This is a genomic window from Paenibacillus sp. FSL H3-0321 (assembly GCF_038002865.1).
Classification (GTDB): Bacteria; Bacillota; Bacilli; order Paenibacillales; family Paenibacillaceae; genus Paenibacillus_AQ.
In genome coordinates this window covers 7,574,313-7,598,717 of sequence record NZ_JBBODH010000001.1, presented here as the reverse complement: position 1 = coordinate 7,598,717, position 24,405 = coordinate 7,574,313, and the positions used below count along the sequence as shown (strand labels likewise).

Genomic DNA, 24,405 nt, shown 5'->3' with positions numbered 1-24,405 from the left:
TAGATAGGCCAAAGGGTTCTATTAACCTGTGGCAGCATCAGTGTCTATTGTTTATCCACCTGTAACAAGGTCACGGTCTTCACAGCGTAAGTATGCTGAATCTTTTCTTCTGCGATGATATTCAGTTTGGTCAGACTGGCCACCTTTGCCGGATCGGTCTTTGAGAGCAGACGCCAAACCTCCGGGTCGGACAACGTGTTATACAGCTTTTCATCATCATATTCCTTGCGGTTCTGCGTGACAAGCTTAACCTTGTAGCTACCAATCACTTCCTCCGTCTCCCCGCGTTCACTGCAGTAGGACAAAATGTCCTGCCGCAGCTCGGCCAATTCCTTCTCAAGCTCCTTTTGTTTTGTTTTGAGTTTATAATACTGCTGAACCTTCTTCTCCATCATTGCTCACGCTCCTCTCCAAACATATGTATGCCGGATGAGGCCAATAAATAAGTTGAGCCCTATTCCATAAACTTCTATAATAAAATAGATTCTGCTGCAGTGATTCCGCCAGTAAGCAACGTCTAACCGCAAGGGTATGTTCAAGTGCGGGTAAGCTCAGTAAACTAACAAAATGGCAGGTGAACCATGTTTCAATCGTATCTATTTCCGATCTCTTACGCCTTTATGACCTTTCCTGTAGCGGCGCTGTTCTTCACGCTGCCTTTTCTCATTGTTCAATACCGGAAGCATGGATATATCAACAAGATCAGGGCAGTTGTTCTTTATTTGCTGCTGCTCTATCTGCTGAACGCCTTTTATCTCATCATGCTGCCGATGCCGGCGTCCCGGCACAACCTGCCCCCTTCGGGCAATACAATTCAGCATATCCCACTGCAATTTATTCAGGAGATTCTGAAAGAAGGCAATTTTTCCGCTCAGCAACCCTCAAGCTATCTGGCATTGCTGCGCGAGCCTGCATTTCTTCAGACCGTGTTCAATATCGTCTTGACGATTCCCTTCGGCTTGTTCCTGGGCTACTATTTCCGCACCAGGTGGGTGGTGTGCATTCTGCTGTCCTTCTCGCTCTCATTGCTGTTCGAGATCACCCAGATCACCGGCATCTACGGTATATTTGATTATCCTTACCGTATCTTTGATGTCGACGACCTGATCACCAATACGCTTGGCGGAATGATCGGATTCAGAATTGCCTTGTGGATTTCAGGATTGCTCCCAAAGATCGAACAGCTCGACAACCACGAGGATCTGGCGGCCAAAAGAGTCACCTTCACCCGCCGCAGCATCGCCTTTATGCTGGATGCCTTCGTATGGCTGACTGGGCTCACCCTGTTGAATGCCTTGTCTGTATCAGGAGCATTCTGGATATCAACCAGTGTCTTCTGTCTGCTCGTGCCCTGTCTGGCCGGAGGAAGAACACTTGGCAAATGGATCGTGCGCATCCGTATAAGCACTCAAAGGGAACGGCTCCGGCTGTGGATGCTGATCACCAGATACTTGCTGCTGTATGGGCTACTGATTGGAATGAACCGCCTAATTCTTGTTTCTTCTCAGCTCGACGGTCTGACCTCTGCCCTAGCAACAGTTGTTCGTATTGCTGTATTACTGGGGGACATGGCATTTAGTATTCATCTATTTATTGGAATCTTTAAGAAAAAACGAGTGTTATTCTATGAGAACATAAGCCAGACCTGCAACGTAATTACATGGCCGGAGAAGAAGCAGGAATCCGCTAAGGATGTTACAAATTCAGTTGTCAATTAAGAGAGTTTTTTCATGGATAGCATAAGAGGCCATGTTCCCCACTTACCGGGGACGCATGGCCTCTTTGCATTTTGAAAGTAATTTAAAACTAGGAATCCAGTTCCTTAATCGTCAGCACCACCGGACAATGGTCGCTGCCGAGGACATTAGACTCGATACCGGCCTCCACCAGCTGCGGAGCCATCCGTGATGAAGCAAGGAAATAATCAATCCGCCAGCCGACATTGCGCTCTCTGATCTTCGGCATATAGGACCACCAGCTATAGGCCCCTTCTGTGTCAGGGTAAAAATATCTAAAGGTATCCACAAAACCTGAGTCAAGCAATGTCGTCATTTTACCGCGCTCTTCATCGGTAAATCCTGAATTCCCCCGGTTGGATTTCGCATTTTTCAAATCAATATCCTGATGGGCGACGTTGAGGTCACCGCAGACTACAACCGGTTTATGCTGATCCAGCGCCAGCAGATAATTGCGGAACCGGTCCTCCCATTCCATTCTATATTCCAGACGGGTCAAATCCCGTTTGGCATTCGGAGTATATACATTTACGAGATAGAAACCGGCAAATTCCAAAGTAATAATCCGGCCTTCCGGCTCTGTATCCTCCTCTATTCCATATCGTACGGAGAGCGGTTTGATTCTGGTAAAGACCGCCGTTCCCGAATACCCCTTCTTAAGGGCATAATTCCAATATTGCATATATTCCTCACCCTGCTCCAGGACAATTTGCCCCTCCTGCAGCTTTGTTTCCTGCACACAGAAGATGTCTGCGCCGCTTTCCTTAAAGAAATCGTTAAAGCCTTTGTTCACACAAGCTCTCAGACCGTTTACATTCCAGGACACCAGCTTTATCATGTTCATTCTCCTTACATTTCGCTAGAATTATCCCCAGTGTAACATATTATAAGCTGTTTAGAGTTGCTATGCGTGATACAATAACTGGGCTTGCTTCTTCCAATCTACTAAAATATGCGGGGGTTCCTAAGGCTATGAATATACCAAAACTGCTTCGCAGCTTTAACTTTTTATATTTTGCTCTGCTCGCCATGTTCATTCCCTTTCTTCCGGTCTACCTGGATAATCAGGGTCTGAGTCCGGCGCAAATCGGATTTGTTGTCGGCACCGGCGGTTTCATAACGATAGTCGCCCAGCCGCTATGGGGAATGATCAGCGACCGGACAAAAACCATCCGTAAAGTACTGCTGTTCCTGCTGCTGTGCTCAGCCATTGTCGGCTACCTGCTGTATGTCTCAAACAGTTACAGCCAGCTGATCCTGTTCGCTATGCTGCTCTACTTTTTCCTAATGCCGATTGATCCGTTGACAGAAAGCCTCAATTTCCGTATCGCCGAGTCTTCCGGGATCAGCTACGGCTCAATCCGCACCTATGGTGCGCTCGGTTATGGTATCATGGCGCTGCTGACCGGATATGTGATGTATTATTTTGGCGCACAAGGTCTAGGGCTGCTGTTTGCCGGCAGCAGTCTGCTAGGCTTCCTGGTCAGCTGGAACATGCCGGATGCCCCGGTTACCGGGAAACCGGTCACCCTGGACAGTCTCAAGCATTTCCTCTCCAATAAAGAAACGCTGTTATTTCTGCTGCTGGTCTTTGTCAGTTCTGTACCGGCAAGAATGAACGATACCTTTCTGGGGGTATATATTATTGATCTGGGCGGAGGATCAGCATTGGTGGGACAGTCATTTTTCCTTGCGGCAATAAGCGAAATCCTTGTGTTTGCCTTGAGCTTCTGGTGGCTGCGCAAAGGCAAGGAGCTGATTATCATCGCTTTCGCGGGAGCCTTCTATTTCCTTCGTTTCTTTATTTCTGCCTGGATTACCGATCCGCAGCTGCTCACTTACCTGCAGGTTCTGCAGTTGCTCACATTTCCCGTCTTCTACTCGGCGGCTATCCAGTACCTGTACAGCATTGTACCGGAGGAATGGCGGGCTACGGGCCAGACAGTGCTGGCGCTTCTGTTCTTTGGGGTGTCGGGCATCCTGGCCTCATATGCGGGAGGTGCCATTTATGACAGGTTCGGGGGCAAAACGTTCTTTTTATGCGTATCGGCATTGTCCTTTACCGGCATGATCTTTGGCCTCATTCTTTACCGGATTTATGGTAGACATAGCCGTAAAGGAGAACATGCAGCAACTCTATAAGACCGGAAGCCGTGTCAGCGTTAAGGAGAATCAATAAAATCTGGAGAGTACAGCGATTGGAATAACGGTCCGTTCGCGGAACGTTCTAAATTGTGCTAATCTCTTAAGTCATTCGCTGCTGCATTAATAGAAACGGAGAATATAATGTTCTATCATTGGAAAGCAGAGCTGCCTCTGATTTCTAATGTAATGCCAGAGTATCCCGCCCATACTCTCTCATTTCACTCCCCCTGCTAACATCCCTGGACGTTCAACGGCCAGGGATGTTTTGCGCGCTATAGGATAAACAGATTACATACAGCTTGTTCTTAGAACTCCCCTTCAGGCATAGGTCCCGTATATATGGATTGCGGTCGAAAAATACGGTTGTTGGCGGCTTGCTCCAGAATATGCGAGGTCCAACCCACAATTCTGCCGGACGTAAACGTAGGCGTGAAGATCTCCGGGTCCAGTTCCAGTGCCTGCAGGATCGCGGCGGCATAGAACTCAACGTTAGTGAACAACCGGCGTCCCGGTTTGTATTCCTCAAGCAGGCGGATCGCCGTATGCTCGACATGAATCGCCACATCAAAGGATGGATCCTTGCCGATCATTTCCTCGGTAGCAATCTTGAGCGCTTCAGCGCGGGGATCTTTGGTCTTGTAAATGCGATGACCGAAGCCCATAATCTTGCCACCTTTATCCAGAACCTCACGGATCCATGGCTCAGCCCGCTCCTTCGTTCCAATATCCGCCAGCATCGAGATAACTTCGGAGGGCGCTCCGCCATGCAGCGGACCTTTCATCGCCCCAATGGCACCACATACGGCTGCGCACATATCAGATTCTGTGGAGAGAACCACGCGTCCGGCAAAAGTCGAGGCATTCATTCCATGCTCCATGCAAAGAATCAAGTACGCACTTAGTGCCTGCACATGGGCTTCCTCCGGAATTTGTCCATTCAGCATATACAAATAATTAGCGGCATGCCCAAGCTCTGGAAGCGGCTCCACAATAGGCAGTCCTTTTAACCTGCGGTATCTGTAAGCAATAATCGATGGCAATAGCGCAGTCAACCGCACGGCTTGCCGGAGCGTCGGCGGCCATGTTGCATTCCCCTGCTCCCCTAACGCAGCTACTGTGCTTTGCAGAACCAGCATCATCGGAACCGAAGCCGGGAGCAGATCAACAATTCTGCACAGATACTCCGGCATCGCTCTGGCCGCTGCCATTTCCAGCTTCAACATCTCCAGCTCCTCCGAACTTGGCAGATGGCCATTCCACAGCAAATAAGCTACTTCTTCGTAACTTCGGCTTATTGCAAGTTCTTTCGCCCAATATCCGCGGTAAACCAGATAACCCTTTTCTCCGTCTACCAAACCAATTTCTGTTTCTCCAGCCACTACGCCTTCCAACCCGCTTACTGTTGCCATTGCACTTAACCCCTTTTCCGATCCAATAGGAATTGAACACTATATTAGGAGTATATGCTGTAAATCCCATATTGCATATTTATAGTTTTTTATGAATGCATAAAAATAATTTATCAGGTTAATGTATCGCGGACTGCCCGATAAGCTGCTTCAGCTTGGCTTCTGTATTTGAAGCTCCTGCGGGGGTATAGATGCTGCAGCGCAGATCTGTGCTTCCGTGAACCTGAAGTGAAGTTAGATGAAACAGCATCTTACCTGCTTTGGCATGGCGGAATTCGAGCACCACATCGGGAGCTGAGCTAACCTGGCTCTCCTCCCAAAGTGCTTGAAAAGCAGGATGTTTGCCCTTCATCTCCGCAATAAAATCATCATACCAGTGATCCTCAACATATTGCCCGTAGTACGCCCGGAAAATAGCCAGATAACCCCTGACGAATTGTTCCCAGTTCACGGCAAGCCGCTGAAATTCCTTGCGTTCGAACAAGAGGCGGATCATGTTCCGTTCTTCTTGCGGCAACGAGGCAAAATCCAGAAAAACATGTGCCGCCGCTTCATTCCAGCCGACGATGCCGCAGCGCCGGTCCGAAATAAGGGTCGGGCAGGTGGTAAGCTCCTGCAGAATTTTCTGCAGTGGCGGACTAATGACGGAAACCTCCACCTGCTCAAATGGCATATTCCCGGGACCATTCTCAAGGGCCAAAGCGAATAAATAGCTACGCTCATCCTTGGTCAGCTGCAGTGCCGAGGCAATGCAATCCAGCACAGATGCCGATACTTTAATATCACGTCCCTGTTCCAGCCAGGTATACCATGTGCTGCTGACTCCGGCAAGCTGCGCTACCTCTTCTCTGCGGAGCCCGGGCGTTCGTCTGCGCGTCCCTTCCGGCAAACCTGCGTCAGCGGGAGAGATCGCCGCCCGGCGTGATTTTAAGAAATCCGATAATGCCTGAAGCCTCGTCTGATTGGACAATATCTGTTCCTGCCTTTCTGAAACCGTCCTATAAATAGTAGTAATTATACTAGTATAAACTACAACTTGTAATAGGATAAGTAAAGTGGAAAAATACTTGTATAACCCCTATGTACAAGGATGGAGGAGGACGATTATGGAACGCGTAGTAATTACCGGGATGGGCTTGATCTCGCCCCTTGGCAACACTGTAGAGCAATTCTGGAGCCGCCTGACTGCAGGCGAATCGGGAATTTCCGAAATAACTTCATTTGATACCTCACATTTCAAATCCAAAATTGCCGCTGAAGTGCGGGACTTCGATCCTGAGGGCAGATTCGGCCGCAAGGAAGCCCGCCGGATGGACCGGTTCACCCAATTCGCACTGGCTGCCGCCGAAGATGCGTGGGCGCATTCTGGTCTTCAGCGTGATCAGATTGACAAAGAACGGCTTGCTGTATATGTAGGTTCCGGGGTAGGCGGTATTCATACCTTGATGGAGCAAGGGGATGTACTGCGGACACGGGGACCGGAACGAGTCAGTCCCACCTTGATACCCATGCTGATCTCTAACATGGCGGCTGCGACGATCAGCATTAAGCTGGGAGCGTTGGGTCCTACTCTCTCCCCGGTCACCGCCTGTTCAATCGGCAATACGGCGATCGGAGAAGCGTTCCGGTTAATCCGTTACGGCGGAGCTGATTGTGTAATTGCCGGAGGCTCCGAGGCGGCGGTCAGCGAGATTTCGTTGGCCAGCTTCGGAAACGCCACTTCCTTATCCACCTGCAACGATGAGCCCGAGAGAGCCAGCCGCCCGTTTGACGGCAAGCGTGACGGGTTCGTTATCGGCGAAGGCGGCGCGATTGTCATTCTGGAATCACTCTCCCACGCCTTGCGCAGAAATGCCGTGATTCATGGAGAAGTCATCGGTTATGGCGCCAGCTCTGATGCTTATCACATGGTAGCCACCCATCCGGAAGGCATCGGTGCTTATCAGGCGATGAAGCTTGCACTCCGCGAAGCGGGAATCAAGCCGGAGGAAGTGGATGTTATCAGCGCCCATGCAACCAGCACCATTATCGGGGACCGCTCGGAAACATTGGCGATAAAGAAGCTGTTCGGGGAAGCGGCTTACCGCATTCCGGTTACCGCCAACAAATCGATGACCGGCCACACGCTCGGAGCTGCCGGCGGGCTGGAAGCCATCGCTCTGATTCAAAGCCTGAGTAGCGGCATCATTCCGCCTACCATCAATCAGGAAACCCCTGATGAAGTATGCGACCTGGATTATGTGCCTAATATTGCCCGCAAAGGCGAGCTCAAGATTGGAATCTCCAATTCTTTTGGTTTTGGCGGCCATAATGCTGTTATCGCCCTAAGCAAGTACGAGAATAGATAACATAAGAATAATTTGTATCGTGAAGCATATAAATGCTTATATTTTGTAAAAAGCTCCAGCTCACCGTTCTTCACAGTGGGCTGGAGCTTTTGGTCAAATATATAATAATAGATTTATTTGCTCTCTGCTGCTGACGAGACATGACTTCCCCAGATAGCAATCCCCTCGGCAGAAAGTGCACTGAACGTCATGACTTGGGCCTCAACGGCTTCATTCCATTCTTGCAGGAAGACACCACTGTACACGGTCCCATCTATTGTCAGCTCAGCGTTGTGTTCTCCGTTTATCGTCCATGTTCCCGTTACCGCTCCCGATATCTTACCGTCGCCGCTCAGCTGAATCAGTTCCGACTGCACTGTATTTGCAGTAATGTCCTTGCCATGATTCACATATTTGTACGCTCCGGCGACTTCCGCTGCAGTATAAGTCCCGATCTTCTCACCGCTGTAACGATGAGGAGCGACAACCGGCCAGCCGTCCTTGTTCATGAACATCTGATGTACTCGAACTTCGTGTTCTTCTCCCCGGTTAGGGAATCGCGTATGGAAGATCAGATAATATTCCTCTTTCTTCGCATCATAATAAGCCGAATTATGTCCCGGCGACAAGTAGCCAACCTCGCTTACAGCATTCTCAGTTGAACTATTGATGAACTTAAAGTTGCCCATCAGCTTCACCCCGTAAGGTGAATAAGCCGGATCATCGAACAGCTTGTCGGCCGTGCCCTTGGCGTCAATCATCGCTTTGCCTTCGGAGTCTTCAAAGGGACCATCAGGATTCTTGGAACGCGCTACGCGGATATTATAGCCGCCTTTGGTGTCCAGTCCCCCGTAGGAGAGAAACAGATAATAGTAATCGGTTTCCGGACTGTACAGCATATAAGGGCCTTCAATCCGGGCGTGATTTGCTCCCAGCAGCTTTTTGCCATAGCCTTGGTCCGGCAACGGGAAGCCGGTAGCGGCATCCAGCTCCATAATAAAGATCCCGCCGGAATAGGAACCATACACCATCCACAGCTTGCCGTCTTTATCAAAAAACACATCAGGGTCAACCACATTCGGTTTGACAGTAGCATCATAAATCTCACCGTCATTGCCTACACCAGCCATGCCGGATTTCAGGATAATCCCCTGATCCTTATACGGTCCTTCAATCTTGTCGGCTACGGCAATACCCATTGCAGACAACGGAGAATCCCCACGGCAGGCGTTATAGTACATATAGAACTTCCCGTCCGCCAGCTGAATCACATCCGGTGCCCACAGTGTGTCCGACTGGGCCCAACTCAGGGTCTGGCTCAATTCCTCGGTCACGTTGGGAATCAGCACGTTGCCGTCCGCTACGCCGGAGGAAATTTGTTTCCATGATAACAGGTCCTTGGATTTGGCTGAAGCCAAATGGGAACCGAATACATAATATGTATTGTTCACCTTGATAACAGAAGGATCATGTACTGAAACATTATCGAACTTCGGCGTACCGCCGTCACCGCTGCAGCCTGCCAATAATGTTAACGAAATCAATGTGGTCAATGTGTATTTTTTCATTATCTTACCTCCTATGTATACCCTTACATTTTGCTGCGAAAATAACATTTAGTCAATACTTTTATTTACACATATTAGTTTCGTTTTAAATATATATAAAATATAAAATTCTGCACCCACGCAAAAAAGCGCCAAGCCTTACGAAGGCCTGACGCTAATCTCAATAGTATGCCATTACTTGATCTAATTAATTCACGCTGAAGCTTTCCACCAGAACCGGCTCCGGATAAGCATTTTTCAGCACGCGTTGTCTCTTCTTCACAACTTCAGGCGGCTCTACAGCCGGAGCCATCGGATGCATCAGCCAGGATTTCACCAAATGGGAGTCCGAAACCTTATACATTGGCGGCTCTTTCTCCATATCGATTTGCATCGCATAGGTGCTGCGCAAGGCAAAGGCGTCGCCCTTAGGCGGTTTGATCAGATCGGGAGGGGTTCCTGGAATGGCTGTAAGCTTGGTGCCTTTGCTTTCCAGACTCGGCATGGAAGCGAGCAATCCCCAGGTATATGGATGTCTTGGGTCATAGAAAATTTCTTCCGCTGTGCCCATCTCGACAATTTGTCCGGCATACATAACGGCTACACGGTCGGCCATTCGGGCCACGACACCGAGATCATGGGTGATAAAGATGATTGCCGTATCAATTTTCTTCTGGATATCCTTCATCAGGTCAAGAATCTGCGCCTGAATGGTTACGTCGAGCGCTGTTGTCGGCTCATCGGCGATCAGCAGCTTAGGGTTGGCTGCGAGTGCCATGGCAATAACAACACGCTGGCGCATACCGCCGCTGAACTCATGCGGGTACTGCTGGAAACGACGCTCAGGTGAAGGAATTCCCACCAAATTGAGCAATTCGACACCCCGTTTGTATGCAGCGTCTTTGGACATTTTCTCATGTTTGAACAGAACCTCGGTAATTTGCTTACCGACCTTCATCATCGGATTCAGCGAGGTCATCGGATCTTGAAAGATCATACCGATTTCCTTACCGCGAATCTTCTGCATTTGCTTCTCACTCTTCTTAATCAGGTCTTGACCATCGAACAAAATCTGTCCACGTTTATAAATGCCCTGCGGCTCAGGAACAAGCTTCATGACCGCTTGGGAAGTTACGCTTTTACCGGAACCGGATTCGCCTACAATCGCCAGTGTTTCCCCTTTATTTACATGGAAGTTGACGCCACGGATTGCTTGCACTTCTCCGCCGCGTGTTTTGAAAGATATTGCTAGGTCCTTTACCTCTAAAAGGCGCTCCATCCTGTCACCCTCTCTGCTCTTTTCAAGATATGATAATGATTCTCAGTATATAGAAAGGCAATAAGTATTATTTTATCTATCTTTATAGTCTTACGTCAAGTGCTTTCTGAAAATGTGTCTTTATAGATTCAAGCGGTTTCACCCTTGATTACGGCGCATTCTGCTCTTCATCAGGCCCCAGACAGCCGGTGGAGCCAGGCACAGCAACAGCAATAGCGACCAGCCTATATCCGCAAAGCTAACGGTCTCTGCCTCCAGCAGCCTGTAAAAGGCATACAGTGAATACGGCAATGCTACTAACACCGCGGTTACTACGCCGGGAGTATACAGTTTCAGATAGATACTTTGCCCCAGATGTGTAAAAACATGCAGCAGGAAAACGGCAAGAACCGCCAGATATAACCAGTAAAAAGAAAAGAATACTGCAAGTACGGTCACTGTTACTATCAGAATATACACGAACAGCACATCCATAGCAAAAGCCCGCGTCGTCATGCGCATGGTACTCCTATACATTGTGCTCATGTACTTAGGAAGAGCCGCTTCCACGCGGCTGCCGTATTTGCCTGCCCAAGACTCAACAGTAAGAATTTCTTCAAAATCATGAAACATAAAGCATACAGGCAGCAACCACAACAAGCTTATCGTATCGATATGAAGATTCAGCCAACTCAGCATTTGTAAACCAGCCTCCCACAAAAGAAGTTTTTTCCGGTTAATCAGAGCAGCAAGAAGACCGGTCTCCCTTCAGAGGACCGGCCTTCCGCGTTCTATTTTATGGCTTCACCGCTGCCTGTGAATGTTCTCCAGCTCTCCGTCAGGTTATCCAAGGTCCAGCTTACATGATTCTCATCCTTATACTGCCGTGAATAACACTCAATCACAAGGATGAGGTCGAGATACAGGTCATAGAGTTTCTTACGCCGCATCTCGTTCGGGCTGTCGAAGATGAGACCATAGCCTTTGTGGAAGGCTGCTGAGTCCTCGAAGTGGCGGAAATAATACTCCTGCAACACATCGCCCCACAGCGCTCTCTCCCAATCAATTATGGAGACAATAACTCCATCCTTCACAAACAGATTGCCATTCCACAAATCCCAATGCACAAGCCGGGGTTCGGTTACCTCATCAAGGGCGGGATAATATTGCTCCAGCACCCGTTTAATTTCATCGTGGGACGCCGGTAATTTGGCTTCCAGTCTGGCGGCATCAGCAAGCAGGTTATTCATCAGCGAGGTGAAGCTCTCCCGCCATGAGGCTACCATTCCTTCCGGCATCTGTCCGAACAGGCCAAACTGCGGTCCCTTAATCTCGTTAATCAACCGCTGATACCGTCCCAGCTCCTGCTCGATGGAGGCTCTTTGTTCGATGGACAAAGTATCTTTCACTTCACTGTAGGGCTGCCCTTCAATCTTCTCCATGAAAAAATAGGGAGATGGAATTAGCTGCAGGCTTTCGTCATAACTGTATACGGCTGGCACAGGAATACCACCGGCTGTCTTGACCAGCTGTAGGGCTTCTACTTCTGCCCGCATAATATCCTTCTCATAGCTTAACGTTTCCGTCTCATCTGCAGGAGCGATCTTCAGAATCACAGTCTGGCCATCGCTTAATTCAAGATCATAAGCCGTATTAAAAAACCCCCCGGTCAGCTCCGAACAAGAGACAATCCCAGCATCTTTGCCGAAAGCCGTCTCTACCAGCAGTGCCAGCTGCCCGTCATCCAATTTGACTTTAGTGAAGCTATCCATAGTATTTACACCCACCACATATCAGCAAGCGGCTCTTCAATCAGCACTTGACGAAGATTGTCTACCGCTTTGGAGAACCCTTCTTCGATGGACATCAGTCCATCTTCGTGTTCGATACTGACTACATAATCATAACCAACCAAGCGAAGGGCACTGATGATATCTGCCCAGACCTTCACGTCATGTCCATAACCGACTGAACGGAATTGCCAAGCACGGTCAAGCATATTGGTATACGACTGCATATCGGTCAATCCGTACATATTCACATTTACCGGATCAATCACGGTATCCTTGGCGTGGAAGTGATGAATCGCGCCCTGACGGCCGAGAATATGAATGGCCTGCACCGGATCAATGCCTTGCCACCACATATGGCTGGGATCAAGGTTGGCTCCGATAGCTTCACCTGCAGCTTCTCTCAGGCGCAGCAATGTCGCTGGCGTATGCACGGAAAACCCTCCGTGCAGCTCCAAGCCAATCTTGACGTCATGCTGTGTTGCGAACGCACCCATTTCCTTCCAGTAAGGAATAACTTTATTCTCCCACTGCCAAGCCAGAATTTCCTGATAATCGTTCGGCCATGGAGCAACCGGCCAGTTGGGGTATTTGGCATCCTCATGGTCGCCCGGGCAGCCCGAGAAGGTGTTTACCACCTGAACCCCGAGTTTTTGCGCCAGTTTAACAGAGTTCACGAAATCTTCGTGGTCCTTGCGTGCCAGCTCTTTCTGCGGATGCAGCGGATTGCCGTGGCAGCTTAACGCACTGATCATCAGGCCGCGAGACTCCACCGCATGCTTAAATTCCTTCAGCGCCGTTTCATTCTCAAGCAGCAGCTTCGGATCACAATGGCTGTTGCCCGGGTTGCCGCCGGTGCCGATCTCCACTGCCTTAAGTCCTTTGGAAACTACATAATCCAGCGCATCCTCAAGCTTGCGACCGCCGAAAAGCACCATAAATACACCAAGTTTCATTGCCCTGACGCCTCCCATAGATAATAAGTCATGTTCGTTATTTAAACCCCGTAGATATCAAAATCCTTAATAATTTCATTGCTCTCCGCAGCCTCAAAAATCGCTTCAATCAGATTCTGCACACGCAGCACTTCCGCATTCTTGACGATAGGCTCAGCCGTACCTTCAATTACAGCGACAAAATTGTTGTAGAAACCGTCCGCAAGCTCTGCTGCCGGCGGCAGCGCTTCGGTAATGGTCGAGCCTTCCGAAGGCGGTGCCATCGTCTTGGTCAAGCCGACACCGGCACGGATCGGCGTGGGCTCCCGGTGTTCACTTTCACTGTTGCGGGTAACAATTCTTCCGGTCAGCGACCAGTCTTCGATTACTGCTGAACCTTCAATCCCTTTCACATACCATCTTGGCAATGTGATGAAGTTGGTCGTGCCGACCTCAACGATCGCCTTGATGCCATTTGCGAATTGCAGCACCGCTTCAAATCCGTCATCGACATCATTGCCGAGAATATAGCTCAGCGTGCTGGTCACGCTGATCACTTTACTGTCGATCATAAACAGCAACTGGTCCAGCAGATGTACGCCCCAGTCGAGCAACATACCGCCACCCTGCTCCTTCACATGGCGCCAGTCGCCGGGAATGCCATTGGCTCCATGTACGCGGGACTCAATCTGGAACAGTGCTCCAATCGTTTCCGTCTCGTACATTTGCTTGATCACGCGAAAATCCTCATCCCAGCGTCTGTTCTGATGAACCATCAGCACGCGTCCGGCTCCATCGGCCGCCGCAGTCATCTCCTTAAACTCAGCAGAGGACATGGCTACCGGCTTCTCACAGACGACATGCTTGCCGGCTTGGAGCGCACGGATGGCTATTTCTTTATGGACATCGTTCGGGGTTGCAATCAGAACCACCTCGACAACCGGGTCAGCAAGCACTTCCTCATAGCTGGCATAAGCTTTGTAACCTGCTTCTACTGACGCTTCGCGCCGTACTTCCAGTAAGTCGAACGTACCTGCGACTTCCAAGCGCTCATTCTCACCGATCAATTGTGCATGATAACTTCCCATTCCACCATAGCCGACAATAACCACAGAATGTTTGTTTGAACTCATGGATTCCACTCCTGCTTTTCTTATTGTATCCGTGTTAAATTCTCTTAGTTGTCAGAACTTCCGTCAAAATAGACTGCACGTCCAGTGCGTGCGGATTCATAAACAGCTTCCAGAATCTGCGTCACGACAAACGCTTGTTCAGGCTTGACGACCGGGTCCTTGTCTTCAATAACCGCCTCAAGCCACAAGCGGGCTTCGCGGTCAGCCTCGGTCTCTGCAGACCCGCTGTAGAAAGCAACGCCGCCGGAAGACAGGTCCACCTTCGTTTCATACAGGCGTCCGGCGCGCTCTCCGTTAATGCGCAGGCCGTCTTTCATATCCGCACCGCCTTCGGTGCCTGCAAGCAGCGTCTTCGCTTCACCGAATTCAGCGACATTCAGTGCCCAGCTTGATTCCAGCACGATGGTCGCCCCGTTCTCCATTGTAATAAAGCCGAAGGCGGAGTCTTCAACCTTAAATTGTTCAGGATCCCATGGACCGAACGCATTTGCGGCATTTTTACGCTGACCCAGCTTGTGGAAGGTAGAACCGACCACTACACGAGGTTTATAGTTGTCCATCAGCCAGAGAGTCAGATCCAGAGCATGCGTTCCGATATCTATCAGCGGGCCTCCGCCCTGCTTCTCTTCATCCAGAAATACCCCCCAGGTCGGAACGGCGCGGCGGCGCAGCGCAATGGCACGGCCATAATAAATATCGCCCAGCTCCCCGCTTTCGCACATTCCCTTCAGGTATTCACTATCTGCACGGAAGCGGTTCTGATACGCGATTGACAGCTTCTTGCCGGTGCGGCGGGCAGCTTCCAGCATGTCCTGCGCCTGCGCCGTTGTCTTCGCCATCGGCTTTTCGCACATGACATGGTTGCCGGCTTCCAGCGCCGCAACCGTAATTTCGGAGTGGCTGTCATTGGGTGTACATACATGCACGATATCAAATCCGCCCGCTGCAAGCAACTCACGGAAATCCGTATAGACAACTGCACCTTCGGCACCATAGATTTTGGCGGCCTCCTGGGCACGTTCTTCCACGATATCGCAGAATGCTACCATTTCAGCATTCTGTTGACGGGATAGGCTTGGCATATGTTTGCCGTTTGCGATACCACCGCAACCGATAATAGCAATTTTAAGTTTGTTAGACATGAACTTTTCCCCCTTGATTGGCATAGCCTCTAACCCATTTCATACTGTCCGCAACACTTTCCAGCGCCGGACGGCTGCAATAATCCTGTTCCACTACAGCCCATTCCACTCCAGCCGCATCAGCAGCCTCCAGAATCGCGGTAAGCTTCACTTCACCTTCGCCCAATACAACAGTCTCTGCCGAGCCATCTTCGAGCTTCTTCATATCCTTTAAGTGGATAAGCGGCAAACGGCCGGCATATTTGTGAATATACTGAGCAGGGTCATAACCGCCGTAGTACACCCAGCAGGTGTCCATTTCCACCTGAAGCAGCTCAGCAGGAACCTCTTCGAAGATACCGTCAAATGCGGTGCGCTCTCCAAAATGCTCCGTGAATTCAAAATCATGATTATGATAAGCAAAAACCGCTCCTCTTGCTTTGCACTTCTCTCCGATTATGCGGAAATTAGCAACAACCTCTTCCCAGTTACGCTGTTCCTCAGTCAAGAAAGGCACAATCAGGTTCCGGTTGCCGATCTCAAGATTAAAGCTGATTTCCTGCTCCGTATCGTTCAGCATGGCATCATATGGACGATGTGCTCCGAGAGCAACCAATCCCGTTTCCTGAAGCAGTCCCTTTACTTCCTCTGCTGTCCGGCCGAAAAAGTCGTAAAATTCCACTCCCGCATATCCCAGCTCAGCCACCTTGCGCAGCGTTCCTTCGAAATCCTGCTCCAGCTCTGCTCTCAGTGTATACAACTGTAATCCAATCTTCAGCATTCTTTCCTCACTCCTAGTCGATGTAGAGTTAACTTGCGTTATTCAAAACGGCGTACCCGCTTCGGCCACACTATGGAAATCACCTGAACAAAAGGGCTGTTATACAAAATGTCCTTTATATCTATTTCCTGCGCCTTCTGAACCCCACGCCTGCTTATGTAGCTTCCAGAGCCGCCATACAGCCTCCTTCGCATCATTTATATGTTTTTGCTTAGCTACATGGTAATATGAAAGCGTATATAATAAAATGAATAATATGATTAAAACATGAACAATCTGCTTATCATTTCAACAACCCAGGAGGACTCATGACATCTGCTGCTGCCTGCCACGTATTTTCCGCGGGATTCTCTTTTCACCGCAAGCCTTTCCATTCGTCACTCAATGAAGGCCTCCAGAATTATCTCCTGCGATTGCAGACGGAGGGGCGCAGCCGGACGCGGATTGACGGTGTCATCTCCACAGTGGAGACCGGAGACCTCATGCTCTTCGCCCCGGATGATCCTTACTATTTAAGCATCGACAAAGAGAACTACCCTGTTGGCAAACCGCGGATTGAAAGCGGGGATTACCATATTTTTTGCGGCGGCCCCTGGATCGAGGAATGGTGGACACGCACACAGCGTCCTGCCCTCCTCCGCTTGCCGCGCAGCGATTATTTTCTCGGCTTATTCCGCCAGCTTGTGCTGGAGCAGCGCAGGCTCTCCGACTCCTCACCAGAGATTTCAGCATGTTATCTGCAGATTTTATGTATGGAGATTGATAGACTGATGACCGAACAGCCGGTGATCTCACCTAAAGGTTATCTTGCCTACCGGATGAAGCAATATGTGGAGGAACATGCCGCTATTTCTTTTCGGCTCGAGGATGTGGCCAGCCACGTCGACATTTCTGTCTCCCGCGCGGTGCATCTCTTTAAAGAAGCTTTTGGCACCAGCATAGTGAAATATGTAAATGACGTCCGGCTGGAAATGGCTCGGGAACGGATCACCTTCAGTCCGATGCCGCTGGAGCATGTCTCCGAAACCTGCGGTTTTGCCAACTATACTTACTTTCACCGCGTGTTCCGCAGCCGGTTTGGCATGTCGCCAAAACAGTACCGGATACACAGCAGGGCACAGACTTAAATGATGAGGCCCCGTATAATTGCAAAGGAGCACCATCCCGAGAGATCTGCTCCTTGTGTTTGATCTTATTCAATTGCTGTTGTTTGCTGGGAGTAAGACGTACATGCTGGGAGATTGCACTGTAGTCATCATTTGTTCTCCGGTTTCTTGCGGCGCACCATGTTCCGGCGCGCTCTGCCTTGAGCAAAGCTTTTTGTGTTTTCGTACGTGCCATTGCAGCAACACTCCTTTTGTATCGTTATGACCGGCAAGCCGTCTGCCGATACTTTAATTTTAACATATTCACAACCTGATTTCCCGGTATAGTTAATTATAAAAATCTGGTACCCGCTTAAATCTAGAAGCTTGCAGACCAGATAATGGTATAATACAGTATCCTTGTTTTACAGGAATTCCGTTATAAAAGCTAGGCAGAATCGGAGGAGAAATCAATGAAATATGATGTATTGTATGATGGCGCTTTTGCCATGCTCAAGGTGCATTTGAGCCCGGGTGAAAGTGTCAAGGCGGAAATGGGCGCGATGGTCGCCATGTCGCCGAATGTTGAGATCAGAGGTACGGTAGACGGCGGTTTGATGCGCGGACTCGGCCGGATGCTGAGCGGGGAAAAATTCTTCTTCCAGGAGCTTACAGCCACACGGGGTCAAAGCGAAGTGTTGCTCTCCCCCGGTGCAATCGGCGATATCCAGGCGATTGAGCTTGACGGGTCGTACAAGCTGTATGTTCAGAAGGACGGCTTCCTCGCGGGAACCCATGGTATTCAGGTCAACACCAAAATGCAGAACCTGACCCGCGGCCTGTTCTCCGGCGAAGGATTCTTCATCATAGAAATCAGCGGCAGCGGAACGGTGTTCCTCTCCTCCTTCGGGGCGATTCATGCGATTAACCTCGCCCCTGGCGAGGAAGTAATTATCGACAACGGGCACCTGGTGGCTTGGCCGGATTATATGGACTACAAGGTGGAAAAAGCCGCCTCCGGCTGGCTGAACAGCTTGACCAGCGGTGAAGCTCTGGTCTGCAGATTCCGCGGTGAGGGCGTGGTGCTGGTGCAGACCCGCAATCCGGGAAGCTTCGGAACATGGATCAAATCGTTTGTGCCAAACCGGCCTTAAGCCTGAGAAATAATAACACAAACAAGCTGCCATAATTTCAAGGCAGCTTGTTTGTGTTATTGAAGCAGACCCCGCAATTGGTAGGTTACAAGCGTGCTGAGGTCTTTCTGGGTTACTTGCTCCGGCTGGCTGATATGATGCAGCACCAGCCCGTCCACCAAGGCATGCAGCGCCATGGCTTCGGCCCTCAGGTCCAATCCCTCCTTAAGCAATCCCCGGGCCGCGAGATATTCAATGGCTTGGTTAAAGCCATCATACATAGCGTTATGTACCTCCTGTTTCAGCACCTGCAACTCAGGGTCTGTAACAGCCTTTACGGAAAATGCCAGCCAGACTTCGGCCTCCACACTCCGTTCTTCATCCAGCGGCATCAGCTCACGGATAAACCGCTCGATGTCCTGCAGTGGATGATCCGTAAATTCCATAGCTTCCATACGCGCGTTGACCCGATCCGACACCATCTTCATGGAGAAGGCAAGCAATTCTGATTGGGTGGCAAAATAATGGCGCAGCGATCCCAGAGACATGTCGGCCTCGCTCGCTACACTCCTGACGGAGACTGCCTCCATCCCTTCCCGGCGGATAATTCGCCAGGCGGCCTCGGCTAACTGTTGGCGCCGTTCCTCATGATTCACTATTTTTGGCATAAGGCAATTATATCATAGTTGAATTTATAAGGTCATCCATGCTAAACTTACAGCAATTGATTTAATACACTTGTACTATTTAGGAGGAAAATACGAAAATGGCGTTATTTATTATTGGCTGTGAGATCGCCTTTTGGGTGTTTGTCCTGGCGGGGCTGACCTTCCGTTATATCCTCCGCAAGAAGCAGATAGGAGCCATATTGCTGTTCTGCACTCCGCTGATTGATCTGGTGCTCATCGCCGTTGCGGTAATTGACCTGAGAAATGGCGCGGAAGCCACATTCATGCATAGTCTTTCCGCCATTTATATCGGTGTATCCATCGCATGGGGCCACCGGATGATCAAATGGGCGGATGAACGGTTTGCTTACCGTTTTGCCGGAGGTCCAAAACCTGCTCCCAAGCCAAAACACGGCACAGCACATGCACGCAATGAAAGAATCGGCTGGCTGCTTCATCTGCTCGCTTTTGCCATTGGCGCACTTGTGATGTACGGTATGATTGTTGTGACTGGTGATTCTTCTCGAACAGAGAATCTGTTCGAAACGTTAAAAGTCTGGGCAATTATTGTAGGGATTGATGCCCTTATAAGTTTTAGCTACACTTTCTGGCCCAAGCAGGCTAAAGGCACTGTAGAGAAATAACCATTATAAGTATATATTTCCAAAGTATGATACACCTAAAGACGCAGGCTGCCAGAGCTCTGTGTCTTTTTTAAGCCCAATATTAATCTACAGGAGCCTTAGGATACCGCCTGTTTTTGCTTGTCCGCCTTGCAGCCGTTCTGCTTGCATGTCTTGTAAGTGCCTTTGAAGTCGAGCCTGTGATCGGTGACTTTAAATCCGTACTCCACTTCCAGCCGTCTTTCCAGCTCCAGCAGCCAGTCTTCCTTGATTTCTTCCAGCCTTCCGCACACATTGCAGATCAGATGATGATGCATGTGGGCATGATCATCCCGCAGATCATAACGGGCCACGCCATCGCCGAAATTCATTTTTTCTACAATATGCAGCTCACATAGCAGCTCCAAAGTCCGGTATACCGTTGCCAGCCCCAAATGAGGATAACTGGTTTTCACACGCATGTATACCTCTTCCACACTTAAATGCTCTTCCTCATTATCAAGCAGCACCTTCACGATAGCCTCACGCTGGGGCGTCAATTTATAGTTTTGCGCAGCAAACTGTTGGCTGATATTCGCAATTGGGTTCATGGCTTCTCCCGCCTTTCCGCAAGAATTTCCTTATATCTTGTACTTATAATTAGTAATCGTTACGATATAAGCATAACAAAATTGACCATAAATGAAAAGTCTATGACATGATTATAACATCACCCGCCGAATTTCCGCACAATGAATCAAAAAACATTTCAACATATCCCGCATAATTAAAGCTGTAATTAACGCGCAAAGGAATGACGCCGATGGACTATTACTTCAGAATCCAGCAGTCGCTCGACTACATTGAAGAACATCTGCAGGAGGAACTGCGGATTGCGGAGATTGCCGCCCGGGCTTATTTCTCGGCATTTCATTTCCAGAGGATGTTCCTGGCGATTTCCGGCTTCACTGTCAACGAGTACATTCGCAAACGAAGATTGTCCGAGGCGGCTAACCGCCTGCGTGGAAGCAACGAAAGCATACTGCAAATCGCCCTGTGTCTTCAGTACCAGTCCCAGGAAGCGTTCACCCGGGCTTTTCAAAGCTTTACCGGCCTGACGCCCGGTAAATACCGCAAAACTGCAGACGTTATCCAAGGACAGCCTGTCATCAATTTTCTGGAACTCCAAAAAAAAACCAAAGGAGATGTACACGAAATGGACAAACCAACTCTGATCCACTGGGAAAGAACAAAGATTATCGGCGTAGAGTACAAAACGAATCTAAATGAAGACGCGCATTACAAGGATATTCCCGGATTCTATGATGACTTTGGAAGAAACGGGCGGTTCATGGCTATTCCGGAAAAACAGTCACCGGGGATGTCCTACGGCATCGCCTGCCACTATCAGGAGAACGGAGACTTCTCATTTATCATCGGTGAAGCGGTAGCGGATACAGCGGAAGTTCCAGCGGAAGCTTATGTCCAATTCGATATCCCGGCAGGAAACTATGCCATGTTCAAGGCCCATGGCCCAGCCGGGTTGACCCAGTCAACCCGAGACTATATCTACGGAACCTGGCTGCCGAACACCAATTATGAACGGCGGGAGGGGCCGGACTTTGAAATTACGGATGTGTTGAAGTCATCGTATCCCGATAATATGCGAATAACTATTTATATTCCTGTAGATTAAACGTCTGCCCAATCCGAAATAGGCCCGGCTTCCATACCTTATATTGAGGGATTATTTTATTGATATGAGGAGGGTCCGGATGGCAAATGCAATCGCACCTACAGCAAGACCCCTTGTGACTGGCTCCATTCTGCGCAAAGTTGCTGCGGCCATGCTGCCGTTCTACCGGAAGATAGCCGGAAGCGGCAGCTTTGCCGCGCAATGGTCAAGCGCCATCGTTAACGCAGACCTTAGTCTTATGGGCAAACTGCTCGCAAAGATTCCTACTCTGGCTTCTGTGGAGAATTACGGCACAAACGGCATCGGCTACTTTATTTCCTTCCCCTTTCCGCTGCCGGTATCCTTCTATACAAATGGGACGACGATCCCGCCGGGTACCGTACAATTTACTTTTAATGCAAGGATGCACCGCAGGATTGCCGCAGCTGTACTCCCGTTTTACCGGAAGCTGGCCAGAAGCCGCAGTTATGCCGAAAGCTTTGCCGCCGCAATCCGGCGCAACGACAGGACCGCCGTTAACAAGCTGGTTCGCAGATTCGTTAAAGCAAGTTCACTGAAATCCGTCACGATAGAGGAGTATGGTGCCGCTCTATTGTTCAAGAGCAGCCTCAGCAAGTATCCTTACCGCAACCTGATGTTTCAGGAAGTGATGTGAAAACGCAGACACAGCCATTTAAAATTAAATTGTCTGCAACCTTCTCCCCAACAATAACGTCAAAGGAGTTGATAATGGCCAAGCGGCCTACCCTACTATAGAGGTGGAATCTCCATGAAACTGAAAAAAAGTGCTTTTGCAATGATAACAACCGTATCACTTCTCTCCTTCTCGCTGGGAGGACAGATGTTTGCTGCTGGCAGCAGCTTTAAAGATATTGACAACGTATCCGGAAAGTCCAAGATCAACTCCCTGAAGGAACAAGGTCTCATAAAAGGCATCTCCGATACCCAGTTTCTGCCCGGCGCCAAAGTGACCACAGCACAAGGCGTGCAGTTTATCACTGGTGGACTTCAACTCAGTCTGGCTGCCATTGATTTCAACAAGGCACCTCTGGCCAGCGCTATATTCTCCAAGGTAAAAGATAAAACCTGGTATGCGGAAGCATTCGTCAACGCCCATTACAACGACGTTGATATTCCTGCAGATATCGATCCTTCCAAGCTAATTACTAAGGAGATGTTTACCAACCTGCTCGTTCAGGGCGTGGAGAAGGTTGGCAATCTGCCACTGATCAATATTGTTCCTGTAGATATCGCTGACGAAGCTGCACTGGAGCCTTCCTACCAAGGCAGTATACAGCGTTCGCTGAAATACAAGATCAACACGCTTGATGCAAATGGCAAGTTTAATCCGAAAAGCGAGCTCACCCGCGCCGAAGCGGCTGTTATGCTGTACAATGCACTGGAGTATCTGAATTCAGTCAATGATGCATCCACACAGAACTAAATACTATTGACCGCATTTCAGGCGCTTCCCCGCGCATCATGAGATGAACTAAATACAAGTAAAGGCAGTCCGGGTCTCCCCCTGGACTGCCTTTACTTGTTCCACGCAGCTTGGATACACTGCGACTCACAAATCATCGCCGCTCAGCCGGTTCAGAAACTGCAGGGCCCGCGGATTCTCCGTCTGCTCCAGTACCTGCTGCGGAGTTCCCTGTTCCAGGATCACACCGTTGTCCATCAGGATGATCCGGTCGGCCACATCGGCAGCAAACCTCATCTCATGGGTGACGATCACCATTGTCATGCCTTCAGCCGCAAGCTGCTTGATGACCTTCAGCACCTCGCCCACCAGTTCAGGATCGAGCGCTGAAGTGGGCTCATCGAACAGCAGCACTTCGGGATCGACCGCCATCGCCCGGGCAATAGCCACACGCTGCTGCTGGCCGCCGGACAGCTGATGAGGGTAAGCCTCCGCTTTATCACTGAGGCCTACCTTGGCCAGCAGCTCTAACCCCCGCTGCTTAGCTTCCTCCTTGCTGCGTTTCTGTACAGTAACCTGCCCCTCCATTACATTGCCAAGCGCAGTCATATGCGGAAACAGGTTGTAGGACTGAAAGACCATCCCTGTTTTTTGGCGCAGGGCCATCAGTGTCTTATGCGGAATTTTCCTGTTTTGCGTAAATTCAAGGTTTAATTCCCCCAGCGACAGGCTGCCCTGATCTGGTATTTCCAGCAGATTAAAGCAGCGAAGCAGCGTTGTTTTGCCGGAGCCGGAGGGCCCGATAATCACCAGAACCTTGCCATGCTCCATGCTGAGGTCGATACCTTTTAACACCTGTAGCGAACCGAAGGATTTATGCAGGCCGCGAATTTCAATCAAGTGCTTTCCTCCTTATCTCGCCGAATAACGGTCAAACCGCTGTTCCAGGACATTTTGCAGCGCGGACAGTACGGAGCAGAACAGCAGGTAGAATAATGCAGCCTCACTATAGAGCAGCAGCGGTTCGTAGGTGGTCGCCGTGATCTGCTGCGCTGTTTTGAACATCTCAACGTACGTAATGCTTGCCGCCAGGGAGGTGTCCTTTACGAGACTGATAAAAGAGTTCGACAAGGGCGGAACCGATACACGCGCCGCCTGAGGCAGAATAATCCGCCGCAGTGCCTGCCCCCGGCTCATTCCGACGGAAAAGGCAGCTTCCCATTGGCCTTTATGTATGGACAGGATGGCTGCCCGGACAATTTCCGAAGAATAGGCTCCAACACTGAGTGTAAAACCGATTACAGCGGCAATAAAAGGATCCAGCACAATCCCTGCCGCCGGAAGTCCATAAAAGATAATAAAGAGCTGCACCAGCAGCGGTGTCCCGCGGATTACCCAGACGTAGAACCGGGCGATCAGCTTCGGGATTCTCCATGAGGAGAGACGGAACAGCGCGGTAAGAACAGCCAGCAGCAATCCAAGCGCAAAGGAAACAAGCGCCAGCGGAAGGGTATAAGCCACCCCCGCTTTAAACAGGGGCAGCAGTGAATCCATGAAAATCCCAATTTTCCGGTCATCCATCGTTCAGACATCCTTTTTGGACACTCGGCTGCATC

General features: G+C 49.8%; 25 protein-coding genes. 9 read left to right on the top strand and 16 right to left on the bottom strand.

The window, feature by feature from the left end; translation table 11 throughout:
* Nucleotides 1–44: 44 nt before the first annotated feature.
* The gene (locus MHI45_RS33610; RefSeq protein ID WP_306080839.1) at nucleotides 45–395 is read right to left on the bottom strand and encodes a hypothetical protein; all 351 of its coding nucleotides are present in this window, start codon (nucleotides 393–395) and stop codon (nucleotides 45–47) included.
* 186 nt (nucleotides 396–581) lie between these two features.
* Between MHI45_RS33610 and MHI45_RS33605 the strand changes: the two genes are divergently transcribed.
* Nucleotides 582–1,718 carry a VanZ family protein gene (locus MHI45_RS33605; RefSeq protein ID WP_076112711.1) on the top strand — a complete coding sequence of 379 codons (1,137 nt, stop codon included), beginning with the start codon at nucleotides 582–584 and terminating at the stop codon, nucleotides 1,716–1,718.
* An 88-nt stretch (nucleotides 1,719–1,806) separates the two neighbouring features.
* On the opposite strand, the gene MHI45_RS33600 is transcribed toward MHI45_RS33605, so the two are convergent.
* Nucleotides 1,807–2,571 carry an exodeoxyribonuclease III gene (locus MHI45_RS33600; protein WP_076112772.1) on the bottom strand — a complete coding sequence of 255 codons (765 nt, stop codon included), beginning with the start codon at nucleotides 2,569–2,571 and terminating at the stop codon, nucleotides 1,807–1,809.
* Between the two features lie 137 nt (nucleotides 2,572–2,708).
* On the opposite strand from MHI45_RS33600, the gene MHI45_RS33595 reads away from it, so the two are divergent.
* Nucleotides 2,709–3,878, top strand: a complete 1,170-nt coding sequence (locus tag MHI45_RS33595) for an MFS transporter (RefSeq protein ID WP_076112710.1) — start codon at nucleotides 2,709–2,711, stop codon at nucleotides 3,876–3,878.
* Between the two features lie 308 nt (nucleotides 3,879–4,186).
* Here MHI45_RS33595 and MHI45_RS33590 read toward each other — a convergent pair whose 3' ends face one another.
* The gene (locus tag MHI45_RS33590; protein WP_076112709.1) at nucleotides 4,187–5,290 is read right to left on the bottom strand and encodes a citrate synthase/methylcitrate synthase; all 1,104 of its coding nucleotides are present in this window, start codon (nucleotides 5,288–5,290) and stop codon (nucleotides 4,187–4,189) included.
* Nucleotides 5,291–5,408: 118 nt separating this feature from the next.
* Nucleotides 5,409–6,260 (bottom strand): helix-turn-helix transcriptional regulator, encoded by an 852-nt coding sequence (locus MHI45_RS33585; RefSeq protein WP_076112708.1) that lies wholly within the window; start codon nucleotides 6,258–6,260, stop codon nucleotides 5,409–5,411.
* Nucleotides 6,261–6,396: 136 nt separating this feature from the next.
* On the opposite strand from MHI45_RS33585, the gene fabF reads away from it, so the two are divergent.
* Entirely contained in the window at nucleotides 6,397–7,638 is a 1,242-nt protein-coding gene (gene fabF / locus MHI45_RS33580; RefSeq protein WP_076112707.1) for a beta-ketoacyl-ACP synthase II, read from the top strand.
* Nucleotides 7,639–7,751: 113 nt separating this feature from the next.
* Here the strand turns inward: fabF and MHI45_RS33575 are convergent, their stop codons facing one another.
* The 8 genes from MHI45_RS33575 to MHI45_RS33540 form a co-directional block, all read right to left on the bottom strand.
* Nucleotides 7,752–9,185, bottom strand: coding sequence for a glycoside hydrolase family 43 protein (locus MHI45_RS33575; RefSeq protein WP_076112706.1), 1,434 nt, complete (start codon nucleotides 9,183–9,185; stop codon nucleotides 7,752–7,754).
* Between the two features lie 187 nt (nucleotides 9,186–9,372).
* Nucleotides 9,373–10,443, bottom strand: coding sequence for an ABC transporter ATP-binding protein (locus MHI45_RS33570; protein ID WP_038590915.1), 1,071 nt, complete (start codon nucleotides 10,441–10,443; stop codon nucleotides 9,373–9,375).
* 138 nt (nucleotides 10,444–10,581) lie between these two features.
* Entirely contained in the window at nucleotides 10,582–11,121 is a 540-nt protein-coding gene (locus tag MHI45_RS33565) for an HXXEE domain-containing protein (protein ID WP_076112705.1), read from the bottom strand.
* A gap of 92 nt (nucleotides 11,122–11,213) precedes the next feature.
* Complete coding sequence (locus tag MHI45_RS33560) at nucleotides 11,214–12,194, bottom strand: phosphotransferase family protein (RefSeq protein WP_341118662.1); 981 nt, start codon at nucleotides 12,192–12,194, stop codon at nucleotides 11,214–11,216.
* Nucleotides 12,195–12,199: 5 nt separating this feature from the next.
* Nucleotides 12,200–13,168, bottom strand: a complete 969-nt coding sequence (locus tag MHI45_RS33555; protein ID WP_341118661.1) for a sugar phosphate isomerase/epimerase family protein — start codon at nucleotides 13,166–13,168, stop codon at nucleotides 12,200–12,202.
* Between the two features lie 41 nt (nucleotides 13,169–13,209).
* Nucleotides 13,210–14,280 (bottom strand): Gfo/Idh/MocA family protein, encoded by a 1,071-nt coding sequence (locus MHI45_RS33550; protein ID WP_038590906.1) that lies wholly within the window; start codon nucleotides 14,278–14,280, stop codon nucleotides 13,210–13,212.
* Between the two features lie 44 nt (nucleotides 14,281–14,324).
* Complete coding sequence (locus tag MHI45_RS33545) at nucleotides 14,325–15,422, bottom strand: Gfo/Idh/MocA family protein (protein ID WP_076112701.1); 1,098 nt, start codon at nucleotides 15,420–15,422, stop codon at nucleotides 14,325–14,327.
* Complete coding sequence (locus MHI45_RS33540) at nucleotides 15,415–16,182, bottom strand: sugar phosphate isomerase/epimerase family protein (protein ID WP_341118660.1); 768 nt, start codon at nucleotides 16,180–16,182, stop codon at nucleotides 15,415–15,417. The genes MHI45_RS33545 and MHI45_RS33540 overlap by 8 nt, the downstream gene beginning before the upstream one ends.
* A 308-nt stretch (nucleotides 16,183–16,490) precedes the next feature.
* On the opposite strand from MHI45_RS33540, the gene MHI45_RS33535 reads away from it, so the two are divergent.
* Both MHI45_RS33535 and MHI45_RS33530 read left to right on the top strand, forming a co-directional pair.
* Nucleotides 16,491–17,309, top strand: coding sequence for an AraC family transcriptional regulator (locus MHI45_RS33535; protein WP_076112699.1), 819 nt, complete (start codon nucleotides 16,491–16,493; stop codon nucleotides 17,307–17,309).
* Between the two features lie 431 nt (nucleotides 17,310–17,740).
* A complete protein-coding gene (locus MHI45_RS33530; RefSeq protein WP_341118659.1) occupies nucleotides 17,741–18,421 on the top strand; it encodes a TIGR00266 family protein in 681 nt (226 codons plus the stop codon).
* A gap of 56 nt (nucleotides 18,422–18,477) precedes the next feature.
* Here the strand turns inward: MHI45_RS33530 and MHI45_RS33525 are convergent, their stop codons facing one another.
* Nucleotides 18,478–19,068, bottom strand: coding sequence for a TetR/AcrR family transcriptional regulator (locus MHI45_RS33525; protein WP_341118658.1), 591 nt, complete (start codon nucleotides 19,066–19,068; stop codon nucleotides 18,478–18,480).
* Nucleotides 19,069–19,166: 98 nt separating this feature from the next.
* Here MHI45_RS33525 and MHI45_RS33520 point away from each other — a divergent pair, with 98 nt between their 5' ends.
* On the top strand, nucleotides 19,167–19,712 hold the full coding sequence (locus tag MHI45_RS33520) for a hypothetical protein (RefSeq protein WP_038590853.1): 546 nt from the start codon (nucleotides 19,167–19,169) through the stop codon (nucleotides 19,710–19,712).
* 98 nt (nucleotides 19,713–19,810) lie between these two features.
* On the opposite strand, the gene MHI45_RS33515 is transcribed toward MHI45_RS33520, so the two are convergent.
* Nucleotides 19,811–20,281, bottom strand: a complete 471-nt coding sequence (locus tag MHI45_RS33515; protein WP_038590839.1) for a Fur family transcriptional regulator — start codon at nucleotides 20,279–20,281, stop codon at nucleotides 19,811–19,813.
* Nucleotides 20,282–20,493: 212 nt separating this feature from the next.
* On the opposite strand from MHI45_RS33515, the gene MHI45_RS33510 reads away from it, so the two are divergent.
* From MHI45_RS33510 to MHI45_RS33500, 3 genes are all read left to right on the top strand, one after another.
* Nucleotides 20,494–21,366, top strand: coding sequence for an AraC family transcriptional regulator (locus MHI45_RS33510; RefSeq protein ID WP_341118657.1), 873 nt, complete (start codon nucleotides 20,494–20,496; stop codon nucleotides 21,364–21,366).
* Between the two features lie 79 nt (nucleotides 21,367–21,445).
* Nucleotides 21,446–22,021 (top strand): hypothetical protein, encoded by a 576-nt coding sequence (locus MHI45_RS33505; protein ID WP_076112695.1) that lies wholly within the window; start codon nucleotides 21,446–21,448, stop codon nucleotides 22,019–22,021.
* Between the two features lie 114 nt (nucleotides 22,022–22,135).
* The gene (locus tag MHI45_RS33500) at nucleotides 22,136–22,810 is read left to right on the top strand and encodes an S-layer homology domain-containing protein (protein WP_341118656.1); all 675 of its coding nucleotides are present in this window, start codon (nucleotides 22,136–22,138) and stop codon (nucleotides 22,808–22,810) included.
* 126 nt (nucleotides 22,811–22,936) lie between these two features.
* On the opposite strand, the gene MHI45_RS33495 is transcribed toward MHI45_RS33500, so the two are convergent.
* Nucleotides 22,937–23,689, bottom strand: coding sequence for an amino acid ABC transporter ATP-binding protein (locus MHI45_RS33495; protein WP_341118655.1), 753 nt, complete (start codon nucleotides 23,687–23,689; stop codon nucleotides 22,937–22,939).
* Between the two features lie 12 nt (nucleotides 23,690–23,701).
* Nucleotides 23,702–24,370 carry an amino acid ABC transporter permease gene (locus MHI45_RS33490; protein WP_038590815.1) on the bottom strand — a complete coding sequence of 223 codons (669 nt, stop codon included), beginning with the start codon at nucleotides 24,368–24,370 and terminating at the stop codon, nucleotides 23,702–23,704.
* Between the last annotated feature and the right edge of the window lie 35 nt (nucleotides 24,371–24,405).